Origin of the sequence: Clostridium transplantifaecale (genome assembly GCF_900626075.1) — a bacterium.
GTDB classification, from domain to species: domain Bacteria; phylum Bacillota; class Clostridia; order Lachnospirales; family Lachnospiraceae; genus Otoolea; species Otoolea transplantifaecalis.
Map to the genome: position 1 here is coordinate 666433 of NZ_UYZY01000002.1, position 15346 is coordinate 681778.

Genomic DNA, 15346 nt, shown 5'->3' on the forward strand with positions numbered 1-15346 from the left:
ATATGAAAAAAATGGTGTTATTTACATACCGGCCGGAAATAGGGAAAATTTACTATGATGATCTCTGCATTCTTTTTGGAGAATACATGGAGATCTACACATGTTCCCTGAACAAGGAGGAGCCTTCCAGGGAACAGCTGGCCCATGCCGATATTGTGCTGGTAAGTAATGCGGAAATCATTAATAAAATCCACTATTTGATCGAAGAGCAGACAAAAATTGTGACGATTGATTTCAGCTACCCGGAGATGAATATTGAACAGATGAGAAAGTACCCGGCCGGCACCTATGCCCTGATGTGCTTTGATCTGTTTGTGTGCAGAAAAATGGTCAATCTGTTATATGAACAGGGAATTAATAATTTTATCTGGATCTTTCCTCAGGAGAATGGTGAGGTTCCCACTTCTGGTTATGATGTGGTGGTAATGGATGATTATTCTCCGCATCTTGTGCGGAAGGATAAAACGATCATGAGTTTGGGAAAGAGAAAGATTGCATTCTCGACTCTTCTTAAAATTGCCCAGGAGGCAGATATCTTTAATAAGGAGCTGGAAAATGAGCTATTCCGGTACAGCTACAGTTATAAAGGCGCATCAACGCTGGTTAATACGATATACAGTGATATGTCCTCCTTTCATTTACAGATAAAAATGATACTTAATTATATAGACAGCGGAATTGTAATACTGAGTGACCGGCATGAGATTATTGAATATAATACGCGGTTTATGGATATGTTTCACGTTACCGGGGAACTGTACGGGAAAAAAATTAGAGATGTAGAAGGAGCGGAAGAATTTCTGTCTTATATTAACAAAGGTAAGGCTGTGCGTAATGAACTGATCGTTTATCCGGACGGGAAATCCTCCCTTGTTTTCAATATGGAGTGCATTGTAAAGGGGAATAACCAGGGATGTATTTATATGCTGATACTTCAGGAGGCAGAGGAGATTGAGAACAAGAGCCATTCACTGAAACGTCAGCTCAGCATGAAGGGATACACATCCAAATACCGTTTTTCCGATATTAAAACAGAGAGTCCGGTTATGATTTCATGTATTAAGAAAGCAGAGAAGATTGCCAGGATTGATAAAACCACATTGGTGATGGGGGAGAGTGGAACAGGAAAGGAACTGATGGCTCAGTCACTTCATTCGGCGTCCAGCAGAAGAAATTATCCCTTCGTCAGCATCAACTGTGCGGCAATTCCGTCATCTCTGCTGGAGAGCGAGTTATTCGGTTACGTGGAGGGAGCATTTACCGGTTCTAAAAAAGGTGGCAAGATCGGGCTGTTTGAAATGGCAAATTACGGAACCCTGTTTCTCGATGAGATAGGGGAGGCATCCCTGGAAGTACAGTCCAAACTCCTGCGCGCCATTGAAACAAAGGAGATAATGCGCCTTGGGGGAGACAAAATCACTTCTGTAGATGTGCGGATTATCGCCGCGACGAACCAGAATCTGAAAGAACTGGTGGATAAGAAGGAATTCCGTCTGGATCTTTATTACAGGCTGAATTCAATTATTATTAAAATACCGCCTCTGCGGGAGAGAAAGGAAGATATCCGTTATCTGGCCGAATATTTTGTATACAATGAGATTCATAAGAAACGGCAGGTGGAAGACGAACTGTGGAATTTCATGGAGCGCTATACCTGGGAGGGAAATGTGCGGGAGCTGAGAAATGTCATGGAATATATGGTGAACATTACGGATGCGCCGCTTAAGATATCCGATCTTCCCGACTATATCAGGGATGAGATGGAAGAGAGCGGACTGGAAATCAGGACGGTATTCCAGAAAAATCAAAACCGGGAGCAGGAAGAATTTGCGCGGGTAAACGGGAAAGCTGGCAAGGAAGAAAATACAGTTACAGATACAGAAGAAAATTCATCTGAAAATATAGAACGGATCCTGTCTAACCAATATTCCCTGAGAGAAAAAAGATTGATAATGAGAATTCTGTTCCTGATAGCAGGCGGAGTGAAAAGCAGGAAAGAAATAGGCGCCGGACTGGATGCGGCGGAGGACGGATGCACCGGTTATAAACTGAAGAAAATCCTTGAAAATCTGCGAAGTTTGGGACTTATTTCCTTTTCCAGGGGGCCGGAGGGGATTATTCTGGAAAAAAAGGGCAGGGAATTTATAAAAACACGCGAAAAATCTTGATTTTCTTATTGACGAAGTGATTTTTCTTCTATATAATTGAGAAGATGTTTAATTTAGAATAGTCTAACTATGTTAAGATGATTTTTCTGAAGATATATTAGAGTACAAGGAGGTGTTTGCAATATGAAGATGACATTTCAGCCTAAAACAAGACAGAGAGCGAAAGTTCACGGCTTCAGAGCTAGAATGAGCAGCGCAGGCGGAAGAAAGATTCTGGCTGCAAGAAGAGCAAAAGGAAGAGCAAGATTATCTGCTTAATGAACCAGGGCCGCAATTTTGATTGTGGCCTTTTGTTTATTGAATATGAAAACATGAAATATGAAGAAATTTAATTCGATTAAAAAAAACAACGATTTTCAGAAAGTTTACAGGACGGGGAAATCATATGCCAACCGGCTTTTAATCATGTATGTAATGAGAGCGGAGAGGGAAGACACAAGGATAGGAATATCCGTAAGTAAAAAGGTCGGGAACAGCGTTGTACGCCATCATGTTACAAGACTCGTGAGAGAGAGCTACAGGCTCAACAAAGACAAAGTAAAGACAGGGTTAGACATCGTCGTTGTAGCGAGAGCTGCAGCAAAAGATTCAGATTTCAAAAAAATCGAAAGTGCATATATGCACTTGTGCGGACTTCATAACATATTAGAGAATCGAAGTGAGAATATTGATTAAAAAAATCTTTATAATGATGATTCGGGGGTATCAGAAATTTATTTCCCCGCTTACAGGACCTCACTGCAAGTACACGCCTACCTGCTCTCAATACGCCATTGAGGCAGTACAGAAGTATGGCGCGTTTAAAGGTATGATTTTGGCCTGCAAAAGGATACTGAGATGTCATCCATTTGCAGAAGGCGGTTATGATCCAGTTCCGTAGAGGATGAGGAGGTAATTCATTGGAATTTATAGTAGCTACTAAGGCGGGGTCCATTATGGGGCCGATTATCAGCCTGTTTGGGTACATCATGGACTTTCTGTTTCGGATCACCAGTTCTTTTGGTATCTTAAATCTCGGTCTTTGTATTATCCTTTTTACAATTATTACAAAATTGCTTTTATTTCCGCTGACGATCAAACAGCAGAAATCGTCAAAACTGATGTCTCTTATGAATCCTGAAATTCAGGCGGTTCAGAAGAGGTACAAGGGTAAAACAGATCAGACATCCATGGCAAAGCAGCAGGTGGAGATGCAGGCCATCTATGAAAAATATGGTTCCAGTCCGACTGCGGGCTGTCTTCCCATGTTAATTCAGTTTCCAATCATCATTGCATTATACCGTGTTATCTACAATATCCCTGCCTATGTTCCGTCGGTAAGGGTGTTCTTCGATAACGTAGTGGAACCGCTGCAGAAACAGCCGGATTTTATTAACAAAATCGCAGAAATCGCCAACAGCTATGGTTTAGCAATTGATAAAGTAGACTATACGAATGCAGACAAGGTTGTAGATTTATTATATAAATTCACACCTGCCAACTGGCAGCATCTCGGAGAATTATTCCCTCAGATTTCAACTGTAATTGCCGACAATGCAGGCAAGATTGAACAGATGAACTCCTTCCTGGGAATCAACCTGGCAACACAGCCGTTTACGGGATTCACCAACATTACAATCGCATGGCTTATCCCGATTCTGGCAGGTCTTACACAGTGGTTCTCCACAAAACTTATGAACACCAACCAGCAGATGGATCCTGATGCGCCTGGTGCACAGACAATGAATACCATGATGATGACAATGCCTCTGGTATCCGTATTCTTCTGTTTCACATTCCCGGCAGCGATCGGTATTTACTGGGTAGTGCAGGGTGCGTTCCAGATTGTACAGCAGCTGGCTGTAAACTCTTACATGAACAAAGTGGATATGGACGAGCTCATCCAGAAGAACGTCGAGAAGATGAATAAGAAGCGCGCCAAGAAGGGACTTCCCCCGGCAAAGGTGAACCAGAACGCCAGCGTTAATCTTAAGAATATCCAGGCTCAGACAGAAAAAGAAGAAGCAATAAGACAGGAAAAAATGTCAAAGACCGACAAACTGGTGAAGGAGTCAACGGAGTATTACAATTCCGATCCGAAACCTGGAAGCCTTGCATCCAAGGCAAAAATGGTGCAGAAGTATAACGAGAAGCACAACAAGTAGGAGGGGTGCCGTATGGATATGATAACAGTTACCGCAAAAACAGTAGATGAAGCAGTGACAAAAGCACTGATTGAACTTGAGACAACCAGCGATAAGTTAACATATGAGGTAGTTGAAAAGGGAAGTGCAGGATTCCTCGGCATTGGTTCCAAACCGGCCATTATCCGTGCAAAGAAGAAGGAAACACTTCAGGATAAAGCGATTGAATTCCTTGAGCAGGTATTTGACGCAATGAATATGGCGGTTGATATCAGCGTAGAGTACAATGAGACGGAAAAAGAGATGAGTGTGAACCTGAAAGGTGAGGATATGGGCATCCTGATCGGTAAAAGAGGACAGACACTCGATTCTTTACAGTATCTTGTAAGCCTTGTTGTAAACAAATCCACCGGTGACTATATCCGTGTAAAACTGGACACGGAGAATTACCGTGAGAGAAGAAAAGAAACGCTGGAGACCCTTGCCAAAAACATTGCCTATAAAGTGAAAAGGACAAAACGTTCCGTATCCCTGGAGCCGATGAATCCTTATGAGAGACGTATCATTCATGCCGCTCTTCAGAATGACAAATATGTTGTGACGAGAAGCGACGGTGAAGAGCCGTTCAGACATGTTATTATTTCTTTAAAGAGAGAAAACAGAAGAGATAGAAACGACAGATATGACAGAAGCGACAGAACTGAAAGAGCAGACAGAACTGACAGAAGTGAAAAGTAAGTTATAAGCTGTGATATAAAAAATGTTCAAATAGATGTCTTTTTACAAAAAAGCCCCTGTTTGAACATTTTTTTAAATCAGAATATAATCAGAATCAATGTAAAAATTAAAGTGAGGATTGAAATCCGGCATCTTCTAAAATTCTGTGAAAAATTGAGGAATGAAAAATATGATGACTTCAGATACAATAGCCGCCATTGCGACGGCGCTTACAAATTCGGGAATTGGTATCATAAGAGTCAGCGGAAATGAAGCATTTGATATTGTAGATAAAATATTCCGCCCTAAGAATAAAAAGAAGAAATTAAAAGAGGAAAAAACATATACCGTCCACTATGGACATATTTGTGACGGTGATGAGATAATAGATGAGGTTTTGGCAATTGTAATGAGAGGACCGCACAGCTATACTGCCGAAGATACGGTGGAGATAGACTGCCACGGCGGTGTCCTTGTCATGAAAAAAATACTGGAAACGGTAATCAAATACGGCGCCAGGATGGCAGAGCCGGGCGAGTTTACCAAACGTGCCTTTTTAAATGGAAGAATTGATCTTTCCCAGGCCGAAGCGGTCATTGACGTTATTAACTCTAAAAATAATTATGCCTTGAAGAGTTCTGTCAGCCAGCTTAGTGGAGCGATGTCAAAAAAAGTAAAAGATCTCAGGGAAAAACTTCTCTATGAGATTGCCTTTATTGAATCGGCACTTGACGATCCGGAACATATTTCCCTGGAGGGATATCCCGAAAAATTGAAAAAAACGGTTACTATCCTGGAGGGAGAACTTAATAAAGCGCTTTCCTCATTTGACAGCGGCAGAGTTTTGTCCGAGGGAATCAGGACCGTAATTCTGGGTAAGCCAAACGCAGGTAAATCCTCTCTGATGAACGTACTGGTAGGGGAGGAGAGGGCGATTGTGACGGATATAGCAGGAACAACCAGGGATACTCTGGAGGAAAATATCCGCCTGCATGGAATCAGCCTGAATATCGTGGACACCGCAGGAATCCGTGATACAGAGGACGTCGTGGAGAAAATCGGGGTGGACAAGGCCAGGGCTAATGCGGATGACGCAGACCTGATTATCTATGTCGTGGACGGCTCATGTCCTCTGGATGAAAATGATTACCAGATTATGGAGCTGATTAAAGGCCGCAAATCGATCGTTCTTTTAAATAAGACAGATCTCGAAACGGTTCTTACACCGGGGGAGGTTGAGAGAAGAACCGGCAATGAGGTGATTGCCGTATCGGCCAAGGAGCAGAGAGGGATCGATCTTCTGGAACAGAAGGTGAAAGATCTGTTTTTAAATGGTGAGATTGATTTTAACGATGAGCTTATGATCACGAATGTAAGACACAAAACCGCGATGAGCGAGGCGTTAAAGAGCCTTGAACTGGTGGAGCAGAGTATAGAGGATCAGATGCCGGAAGATTTTTATTCCATTGATTTAATGAATGCCTATGAACAGCTCGGAACGATTGTGGGAGAGTCGCTGGAAGATGATTTGGTAAATGAGATCTTCAGTAAGTTCTGTATGGGGAAATAAGCGGATTTGATCGTAAAAGTAAATGAGGACCATAGCATTAAAAGCTGTTATTTATAGAAAAGAGGAAGTTAGATGCCGTGTTTAACAGAAAATTATGATATTGTGGTAGTAGGCGCCGGACACGCGGGATGTGAGGCCGCCCTTGCTGCGGCAAGACTTGGATTTGAGACAATTGTATTTACTGTAAGTGTGGACAGCATTGCCCTGATGCCCTGTAATCCGAATATAGGAGGAAGTTCCAAAGGCCATCTTGTCAGAGAACTGGATGCTATGGGCGGAGAGATGGGAAAGACGATTGACAAGACGTTTATCCAGTCGAAAATGCTCAACCAGTCTAAAGGACCTGCCGTACATTCTCTGCGCGCCCAGGCGGACAAACAGGCATATACAAGACAGATGAGAAATACGTTGGAAAACACGGATCATCTGACCATCAGGCAGGGAGAGGTATGTGAGATTCTGGCTGAAGATGGTAAGGTACGGGGTGTTAAAACGTTTTCGGGAGCAACCTATTACTGTAAGGCCGTAATCCTGGCTACAGGTACATATCTCAGAGCCAGATGTATATATGGGGATGTGAGTAACCCGACGGGGCCGAACGGACTTCAGGCTGCCAACCATCTGACAGATTCGCTGAAGAGCCTGGGAATCGAGATGTACCGGTTTAAAACAGGTACACCGGCCAGAGTAGATAAGAGAAGTATCGATTTTTCAAAGATGGAAGAGCAGTTTGGGGATGAGAGAGTAGTGCCGTTCTCCTTTTCCACTGATCCGGAGTCTGTACAGAAAGAACAGGTTTCTTGCTGGCTCACTTATACAAATGACAGCACCCATGAAATTATAAGAGCAAATCTTGATCGCTCGCCACTTTTCTCCGGTGCGATTGAAGGAACAGGGCCGAGATACTGTCCGTCAATCGAGGACAAGGTGGTGAAATTCCCTGATAAGAACAGGCATCAGGTGTTTGTGGAGCCGGAAGGTCTTTATACAAATGAAATGTATCTTGCAGGAATGTCCAGCTCCCTGCCGGAAGATGTCCAGTTTGCCATGTACCGGACCGTGTCAGGACTCGAAAATGTCAAAATTGTTCGAAATGCTTATGCAATTGAGTATGATTGCATCAATTCAAGGCAGTTAAAAGCTTCACTGGAATTTAAAAAGATAGAAGGATTGTTCAGCGGCGGCCAGTTTAACGGCAGCTCCGGTTATGAGGAGGCTGCGGTTCAGGGATTTATGGCGGGTGTTAATGCAGCCAGAAAGCTTCAGGGTAAGGAACCAATCGTTCTTGATCGCTCACAGGCATATATCGGTGTCCTGATCGATGACCTGGTGACGAAAGAGAGCCATGAGCCTTACCGTATGATGACTTCCAGGGCTGAGTACCGCCTGCTTCTGAGGCAGGATAATGCAGATCTGCGCCTGAGGGCTATAGGCCATGAAATCGGTCTCATAAGCGATGAACAGTATGAGCGCGTCCTCTGGAAGGAAAAGGATATCGAAGAAGAGGTAAAACGGCTTGAAAAGAAAAGCATTGGAGCGACGAAAGAAGTTCAGGCTTTTCTGGAAAAGAATGGAAGCACGCTGTTAAAGACGGGTACGACACTTGCAGAGCTGGTTCGCAGGCCAGAACTCGATTATGTTATGTTAACTGAACTGGATCCCGACAGGCCGGATCTTCCAGATGATGTGGTTCAGCAGATTAATATTAATATTAAATACGACGGATATATCCGCCGCCAGAAACAGCAGGTAACACAGTTTAAGAAGATGGAAGGCAAAAAGCTGGATGAGAATTTTGATTATTCAGAGGTAAAGAGCCTGAGAAGAGAAGCAGTCCAGAAGCTGAATCTTTATAAACCAGCTAATATAGGCCAGGCATCCAGAATTTCAGGGGTTTCGCCTGCCGATATATCGGTGCTGATGGTACATCTGGAGCAGATGAAATACCAGAGGGATAAATAGGGAACGAAGCGGTAAAAAGAAGGAAGCACATGAGGATATTATATGAAAAATAAATTTGCTACCCAGTTGAAAGAAGAAGTCAAGCAGATGGGAATTGAACTGACGGATCATCAGATAGATCAGTTCTATAATTACTACGAACTGTTAATTCATTGGAATTCTATGGTGAATTTGACTGCGATTACACAGATGGAAGAGGTAGTGACAAAACATTTTGTGGATAGTCTTTCTTTGAAAAAAATAATTGTGGATATCGATCAGAAATCGTGCAAGCTGATTGATGTTGGGACCGGCGCCGGATTTCCTGGAATACCGTTAAAAATAGCTTTTCCGGAGCTGGAGGTAACTCTTTTGGATTCCCTTAATAAAAGAGTGAAATTTCTCAATGAGGTAATAGAAAATCTTCAATTAGACGGAATAACTGCCATACATGGCAGAGCAGAAGATCTGGGACGCGATAATGTTTCACGTGAAACATACGATCTATGTGTATCCAGGGCGGTAGCGAATCTCGCGACGTTATCGGAATATTGTATGCCGTTTGTAAAAACCGGTGGTTACTTTGTTCCTTATAAATCCGGTAAACTGGAAGAGGAACTGGGAATAGGCAAAGGCGCTGTTAAAAAGTTGAGCGGAGAGATAGAAGAGATTCTTACTTTTACATTGCCAAACGCAGATGAACGCTGTCTTGTTAAAATTAGAAAGACTGGCCCCATGAGTAAAAAATATCCCAGAAAAGCGGGAATGCCTTCCAAAGAGCCGTTAAAATAGGATAGAAAAATAGTGATGACGAAAAGGAGAGCAGAAAAGAAAAACTGCCTCCTTTTATTTATGCTAACTGAAGAAGCGGTGAATGCTGTAGAAATATATTAGTATCTAATGCAAATCAGAAAACTGGCAGAGGAGGAGAAGAATATGTTACAGGAAAAGTTAGGTGGAGTAATAAGAGCTGTAACGGAAAAAGATGTTCGCGAAATATATGATTTTGTTGAGACTGCATTTAAAACGGCGGAAGTCAGTGATGGTACAGAACAGGATTTTGTGCTTGAACTGAGAAAGGGCGCATATCTCCCGGAACTGGAACTTGTCATGGTGGATAAGACAGGAATTATAGGCCATATTATGTTTACAGAGCAGAAGATAGGTGTTACGGATGTGAGTGGATTATCATCTGTATTTACTGGCCTTTTGATTGCACCTTTATCTGTAAAACTAGAATATAGAAATAAAGGTGTCGGCGCAGCGTTAATAAAAGAGGGATTTAAGCGGGCTAAGGAGGCGGGGTATCAAGCTGCTTTTTTAGTGGGAAATCCAGAATATTATAAACGGTTTGGATTTAAAGAAACGGGATGCTATGGAATAAAAAATGACTCAGAAATACCGGATCAGTTTGTTTTAGGATGTGAAATAGTCCCGAATTCGTTAAGTGGACTGGCGGGCAGCATAAAGATAATTTAAAAAACGGATTTGGGTACAGGATATCATCGTAAGTAAATGAATGCAACGGTATATGTAGTAAAGAATTAGTTCAAGATAAAACGTAATTTGAAATAAAAATGATTAAGGATAAAAATGATTCAAGATGAAATGATTCAAGATGAGAAATGATTCAAGATAAAATGATTCAAGATAACAGAGAAGAGAGATGTTTCACGTGAAACATCTCTCTTCTCTATCTTTTCACTATGAAAAAGAATATACCTATTTATAAATAGGACTTAGATCAATAAAACATTCAATAAAAGCATTTATCAAGCAAAGAACATGGAAATAACATCAAGTAATTTACCGGGAGTCTCCAACTGTGGGAGATATTTTGTTTTACTGATAATAGAAGATTCGATTGCAGAGTTGTAAAGTTTATATTCTTCTATATTATCGGCGATACAGGGAACCTCTGCTCCCCCCACAATGAAGATACTGTTATCAATTTTCTTCAGTGCATTGATGATATTACATTTAGTAAATTTACATTCCATACTGGAGAATACGGCTTTAGGACATTCACCTAAGTGAGCTGATTCAAAGTAGTGGTCGATATAGATTGGCTTTGCCGAGTATGGATTATAAAAATACTTCTCCTCAAAGGCTTCTTCGATCAGATTACGGCTGCTTGCAATATGATAGAGCAGTGTACCAATAATTGGTAAATCAAGGATTAGTTTATACAGCTTTGCATTTTTTCCGGGAATCTGACTGCAGCTCATCAGACTGTCCGGATTAATTAACATAAGCTGATCAAAAAGTTCGGGCGAGTTATTGCAGGCCATAATAGCCAAAGCAGCAGATTCTCCGGTAGCAATAATATTGGTTCTATGTCCAATTTCTGATTTAATAAAATCGCAGATAAGCTGCACATAGAGATAATTTGTATAGGTAAGATTCGGTTTTTCCGAACGGCCGCAGCCGAGTAGGTCAATGGTATAAACAGTGTAGTTCTGTTTCAGCTTGTCAATCAGAAGACTCCATTCATAGCCGCTGGATGAAAAATTGAGATCATGTACCAGTACAAGAGGTTTTCCATTCCCGGTCTTAGTATAATGAATATTGCCGAGACGCCATTTATAGCAGAGCGGATGAGGTTCACTCATTAAGTTCTTTGAGACAGCGGAAAATTTAATGTATTTGTTAAAAAGAGCAGTGGCAGTGGCTCCGCCTGCCGATAACGCTAACAAAGTCATTACTTTATTCTTCGTATTCATTGATGCCTCCTGACAAAATAGATAGTAGGTAAACTGTTAATATAATATTACAGTATAAAAAGCTGAAGCTTTTCGTAGAAATATTGTCAAAGCTCTTTCTGATCGTATTGCGGTTAATAGTGTAAGGGCTTTATCTTTTATAAAGAGTATGTTAGAATCTACAGGTATTTTATACCACAAATTATACCACAAATATAGGTACATGTGCATTACAATATTCTTAAAGAAAAGGCCGTTATGACTAGTGTATGCAGCTTTAGCAAAATTAAAGATGTTTCACGTGAAACATTTAAAACTGATTCCCGAATTGAATATAAGCAATATTTACAAAAAAATAGATGTTTCACGTGAAACATTTTAGCAAAGAAAATGGACTTTTTTCTATAAAAAGTAGGAAATAGAATTTATCTGTGCTATACTATAAAATGATGCGTAAGAGAAATACGTTTTAGAAAGGAAACATCATGGGACGTACAATTGCGATTGCAAACCAGAAAGGCGGCGTCGGTAAGACAACGACAGCGATTAATCTCTCTTCCTGCCTGGCCGAAGCAGGACAGCGGGTCCTGACGATCGATTTTGATCCGCAGGGTAATGCTACCAGCGGACTTGGGTTGGAGAAAGGCCAGATTGAGGATACAGTATATGAAATGATGCTGGGAGACTGTACTTTTGAGGATTGTCTTCAGCAGGATGTTCAGGAAGATCTGGATGTACTCCCCTCGGATTCCAATTTATCCGGCGCTGAGATTGAACTTCTGGATATAGAAAATAAAGAGTTTGTTTTGAAAAGTCATCTTGACAGAGTAAAGGATGATTATGATTTTATTATCATTGATTGCCCTCCGTCACTGAGTCTTCTGACGCTAAACGCTTTGGTTGCCGCCGATACGGTGCTTGTTCCGATTCAGTGTGAATACTATGCACTGGAAGGTCTGAGCCAGGTGCTCCGCACGATTAATATCGTTAAGAGAAAAATGAATTCATCATTAGAGATGGAAGGCGTCGTATTTACCATGTATGATGCCAGGACGAATCTTTCTCTGGAAGTGGTCGAAAATGTAAAGAGTAATCTGAATGAGAAAATTTATAAAACAATTATTCCAAGAAATGTGCGTCTTGCAGAGGCCCCAAGCCATGGAATGCCGATCAATATCTATGACAGTAAATCTACCGGCGCCGAGAGTTACCGGCTTCTGGCCGCAGAAGTGATAAGCAGAGGAGAAGAACTGTAAGATACATAAAAACATTCTGCGGAATATGGTCTTTTGTATAGTTATGCATAGACTTACATTTGTTACTTCCCGGTTCGGGAAGGCATATAGTAAAATAAGGTTAATTGGTAGGAAGGTATTACAGCACGATTGGAGGAAACAATGTCGAAAAGGACAGGACTTGGAAAAGGATTAGGAGCATTTTTTGGTGATGATTATGATATTTCCCAGACAAAGCCCAGAGCTCCGGAGGCTGCCAAAGAGGAGATTAATCCGGAAGGGCAGGAGGAACATGCGGAACATGCTGATAAAAAGGCTAACCTGAAGGAACTTGATATGGTACTTCCCGTCGCTAAAAAGCCGCAGAAAAAAAGTGTCACTGCCGCGAAAAAAACGGCAAAGCCGGCTCCAAAGGTAAAAATAGTGGAGGTGGAGAAAGAAAAATTTCTGAACATTACACAGATAGAACCAAACGGAAGTCAGCCACGTAAGATGTTTGACGAAGAACAGCTGAATGAACTGGCCGACTCTATAAAATCATACGGTGTACTTCAGCCACTGCTCGTACAGAAACAGGCACAAGGTGACAATTATGAAATCATAGCCGGTGAGAGAAGGTGGAGGGCTGCAAAGCTGGCCGGACTGAAGCAGGTTCCGGTAATTATAAGAGAATATACCAGACAGCAGACAATGGAGATTGCACTTATCGAAAATGTTCAGCGAGAGGATTTGAATCCAATCGAGGAGGCCAAGGCGTATCAGATGCTTATCCAGGAATTCGGGCTGAAGCAGGAAGAGGTAGCTGAAAGAGTGGCTAAAAACAGGGCTACGGTTACAAACAGCATGCGTCTTTTGAAGCTGGATGAGAGAGTTCAGGAGATGCTCATTCAGAACCGCATAACAGGAGGTCATGCCAGAGCGCTTCTCGCACTGGAAGACGGCGAACATCAATATCAAATTGCAGTTAAGATTGTCAATAACAAACTGAGCGTGCGGGAGGTTGAACGGCTGGTCAAGCTGTTAACAAAACCGGCTAAGAAGAAGGAAGAAAAACCGGAAGAAAGAGACTTTAATATTTTTTACCAGGATCTCGAAGAAAGATTAAAATCGGTAATGGGTACAAAAGTAATTATTAATAAGAAGGACAAAAACAAGGGACGCATTGAAATAGAGTACTATTCATCTGCGGAATTGGAAAGAATAGCAGAGCTTCTCCAATCTATAAATGGTTAAATATTAATATTATTGAATTTTCATGCAACCGTTTTTATTTTATATCGATCATAGAGATTAGAAGAACTGAAATGAGGACATAAGATGGAAAACAGTATTTTAAATAACCTGGGGTTTGATCCCGGATTTTTAATCATCGGCTTGATCATACTCACTTTGATATCGCTTATCGCCACGCTAATCTGCTTATCACAGTATAAGAAACTGTATCGCAGATATGATATGTTTATGAGGGGAAAAGATGCAGAGACCCTTGAAGATACCGTACTGGATCTGATGGATGAGGCCGCATTCCTCCGTTCCGAAGACAGGGCCAATAAGGACTTGATCGAATCTATGGAGGAACAGGTAAAAGCCGGATATCAGAAGACCGGAATGGTAAAGTACAATGCGTTTAAAGGAATGGGCGGCAACCTGAGTTTTGTAATCGCTCTCCTGGACGACAACAATACCGGTTTTGTTCTAAATTCCGTGCACAGCAGAGAGGGGTGCTATCTCTATCTGAAGGACGTGGTGGAAGGAAAGACGGAAGTTCTTCTAGGAAGTGAGGAAAAGGAAGCGCTTGAACAGGCTCTTGGTTATCACTAGCATGCTGTAAGGAAATAATATGAAAAGACAAGATGAAGTTGACATAATATGGAAAAACGGCTGTAAACGGCAGGAAAACTATTGCAAATTTTCGTGATTTGTAGTAAAAGTAATAGATACAATGGGACTCAACAAAAATAATAAAGATAGAAGGTGAGAGAATGCATAAGTTTTTACGCGCTGCAGGATTCAGCATGTACCAGAGAAAAAAAGATATCAGGGCTCTTCTGCGCTGCCTTTCCAAGGAAGCGGCAAGATCCAAATGTATACAGATAGACAGGGACACCAGTTTGTGTGAGATGAAGACGGAAGTAGCACCGGGGATCGGTCTGGCTATGTATGGCGAGCTGAATGATAAGGAAGAACTGGATATTGAATATTACTATCCATACATTACAAGTGATACTGTTACAACAAAAGCCGAATGTTCAATACAGCGCCATGCGGAAAAAGAAACATATGCAGGTCTGCTGGATGAATATAAAGTCGGGATATCACTGATTTTCTATCTACTTAACCCCATGGAGTACAGGGAAAGGTTTCAGAAAGCAAACTCACCGATCAAAATAGAGTCGGCGACACTTTCTGCCCTGTCGGTTCATGGAAAAGTATTACTCCCCATTAAGAAGACGGCCATGCAGATTGAGAAAGCCAAAGTAGCATCCCGCAATAGGGACAGTCTGCTGGAAGCGGCCAAGAATGGGGATGAGGATGCGATGGAATCGCTGACGATAGAAGATATAGATCTCTATTCACAGGCGTCCAGGCGTGTGATTAAGGAGGATATCTACTCAATCGTGGACACCTGCTTTATGCCAAGCGGTATCGAGTGCGACCAGTATTCCGTCGTAGGGGAGATATGTGAAGTCGAACTAAAGAAAAACAGGATAACAGGTGAGGAAATCTACGATATGAAGCTGGAGTGTAATGATCTGTTTTTCAGGGTTGCAATTAACAAGCTGGATTTACTCGGAGAACCATGTCCGGGACGCAGATTTAAAGGCCGTATCTGGATGCAGGGAATCGCAAATTTCAAAGACTGATTTTTTTATAAAGGGACTTGACTTAG

The 15346-nt window shown here is 41.7% G+C and carries 15 protein-coding genes; 14 read left to right on the forward strand and 1 reads right to left on the reverse strand.

Annotation, left to right across the window (positions count from 1 at the left end; all coding sequences use genetic code 11):
- Positions 1 to 2: 2 nt before the first annotated feature.
- The 10 genes from EJL91_RS08720 (at position 3) to EJL91_RS08765 (ending at position 9998) form a co-directional block, all read left to right on the forward strand.
- The gene (locus tag EJL91_RS08720; RefSeq protein WP_125141552.1) at positions 3 to 2168 is read left to right on the forward strand and encodes a sigma-54 interaction domain-containing protein; all 2166 of its coding nucleotides are present in this window, start codon (positions 3 to 5) and stop codon (positions 2166 to 2168) included.
- A 123-nt stretch (positions 2169 to 2291) separates the two neighbouring features.
- On the forward strand, positions 2292 to 2426 hold the full coding sequence (rpmH, locus tag EJL91_RS08725; protein WP_125141553.1) for a 50S ribosomal protein L34: 135 nt from the start codon (positions 2292 to 2294) through the stop codon (positions 2424 to 2426).
- A 60-nt stretch (positions 2427 to 2486) separates the two neighbouring features.
- Positions 2487 to 2843, forward strand: coding sequence for a ribonuclease P protein component (rnpA, locus tag EJL91_RS08730; protein WP_125141554.1), 357 nt, complete (start codon positions 2487 to 2489; stop codon positions 2841 to 2843).
- Positions 2839 to 3048, forward strand: coding sequence for a membrane protein insertion efficiency factor YidD (gene yidD, locus EJL91_RS08735; RefSeq protein WP_125142119.1), 210 nt, complete (start codon positions 2839 to 2841; stop codon positions 3046 to 3048). Before rnpA ends, yidD begins: the two co-directional genes overlap by 5 nt.
- Before the next feature lie 19 nt (positions 3049 to 3067).
- Positions 3068 to 4312, forward strand: a complete 1245-nt coding sequence (locus EJL91_RS08740) for a YidC/Oxa1 family membrane protein insertase (protein ID WP_125141555.1) — start codon at positions 3068 to 3070, stop codon at positions 4310 to 4312.
- Between the two features lie 12 nt (positions 4313 to 4324).
- Positions 4325 to 5029: an RNA-binding cell elongation regulator Jag/EloR gene (gene jag / locus EJL91_RS08745; protein ID WP_125141556.1), complete on the forward strand. Its 705-nt coding sequence runs from the start codon at positions 4325 to 4327 to the stop codon at positions 5027 to 5029.
- 169 nt (positions 5030 to 5198) lie between these two features.
- On the forward strand, positions 5199 to 6578 hold the full coding sequence (gene mnmE / locus EJL91_RS08750; protein ID WP_164516784.1) for a tRNA uridine-5-carboxymethylaminomethyl(34) synthesis GTPase MnmE: 1380 nt from the start codon (positions 5199 to 5201) through the stop codon (positions 6576 to 6578).
- A gap of 72 nt (positions 6579 to 6650) precedes the next feature.
- Positions 6651 to 8540, forward strand: a complete 1890-nt coding sequence (mnmG, locus tag EJL91_RS08755) for a tRNA uridine-5-carboxymethylaminomethyl(34) synthesis enzyme MnmG (protein WP_125141558.1) — start codon at positions 6651 to 6653, stop codon at positions 8538 to 8540.
- 42 nt (positions 8541 to 8582) lie between these two features.
- The gene (gene rsmG / locus EJL91_RS08760; RefSeq protein ID WP_125141559.1) at positions 8583 to 9311 is read left to right on the forward strand and encodes a 16S rRNA (guanine(527)-N(7))-methyltransferase RsmG; all 729 of its coding nucleotides are present in this window, start codon (positions 8583 to 8585) and stop codon (positions 9309 to 9311) included.
- Between the two features lie 144 nt (positions 9312 to 9455).
- Complete coding sequence (locus EJL91_RS08765) at positions 9456 to 9998, forward strand: GNAT family N-acetyltransferase (protein ID WP_125141560.1); 543 nt, start codon at positions 9456 to 9458, stop codon at positions 9996 to 9998.
- A gap of 293 nt (positions 9999 to 10291) precedes the next feature.
- On the opposite strand, the gene EJL91_RS08770 is transcribed toward EJL91_RS08765, so the two are convergent.
- On the reverse strand, positions 10292 to 11242 hold the full coding sequence (locus tag EJL91_RS08770) for an alpha/beta fold hydrolase (RefSeq protein WP_125141561.1): 951 nt from the start codon (positions 11240 to 11242) through the stop codon (positions 10292 to 10294).
- Positions 11243 to 11706: 464 nt separating this feature from the next.
- On the opposite strand from EJL91_RS08770, the gene EJL91_RS08775 reads away from it, so the two are divergent.
- The 4 genes from EJL91_RS08775 (at position 11707) to EJL91_RS08790 (ending at position 15320) form a co-directional block, all read left to right on the forward strand.
- Complete coding sequence (locus EJL91_RS08775; protein WP_125141562.1) at positions 11707 to 12477, forward strand: ParA family protein; 771 nt, start codon at positions 11707 to 11709, stop codon at positions 12475 to 12477.
- 141 nt (positions 12478 to 12618) lie between these two features.
- The gene (locus EJL91_RS08780; RefSeq protein ID WP_125141563.1) at positions 12619 to 13689 is read left to right on the forward strand and encodes a ParB/RepB/Spo0J family partition protein; all 1071 of its coding nucleotides are present in this window, start codon (positions 12619 to 12621) and stop codon (positions 13687 to 13689) included.
- An 84-nt stretch (positions 13690 to 13773) separates the two neighbouring features.
- Positions 13774 to 14277: a DUF4446 family protein gene (locus EJL91_RS08785; protein WP_125141564.1), complete on the forward strand. Its 504-nt coding sequence runs from the start codon at positions 13774 to 13776 to the stop codon at positions 14275 to 14277.
- A 161-nt stretch (positions 14278 to 14438) separates the two neighbouring features.
- On the forward strand, positions 14439 to 15320 hold the full coding sequence (locus EJL91_RS08790) for a DUF3881 family protein (protein WP_125141565.1): 882 nt from the start codon (positions 14439 to 14441) through the stop codon (positions 15318 to 15320).
- Positions 15321 to 15346: the final 26 nt, after the last annotated feature.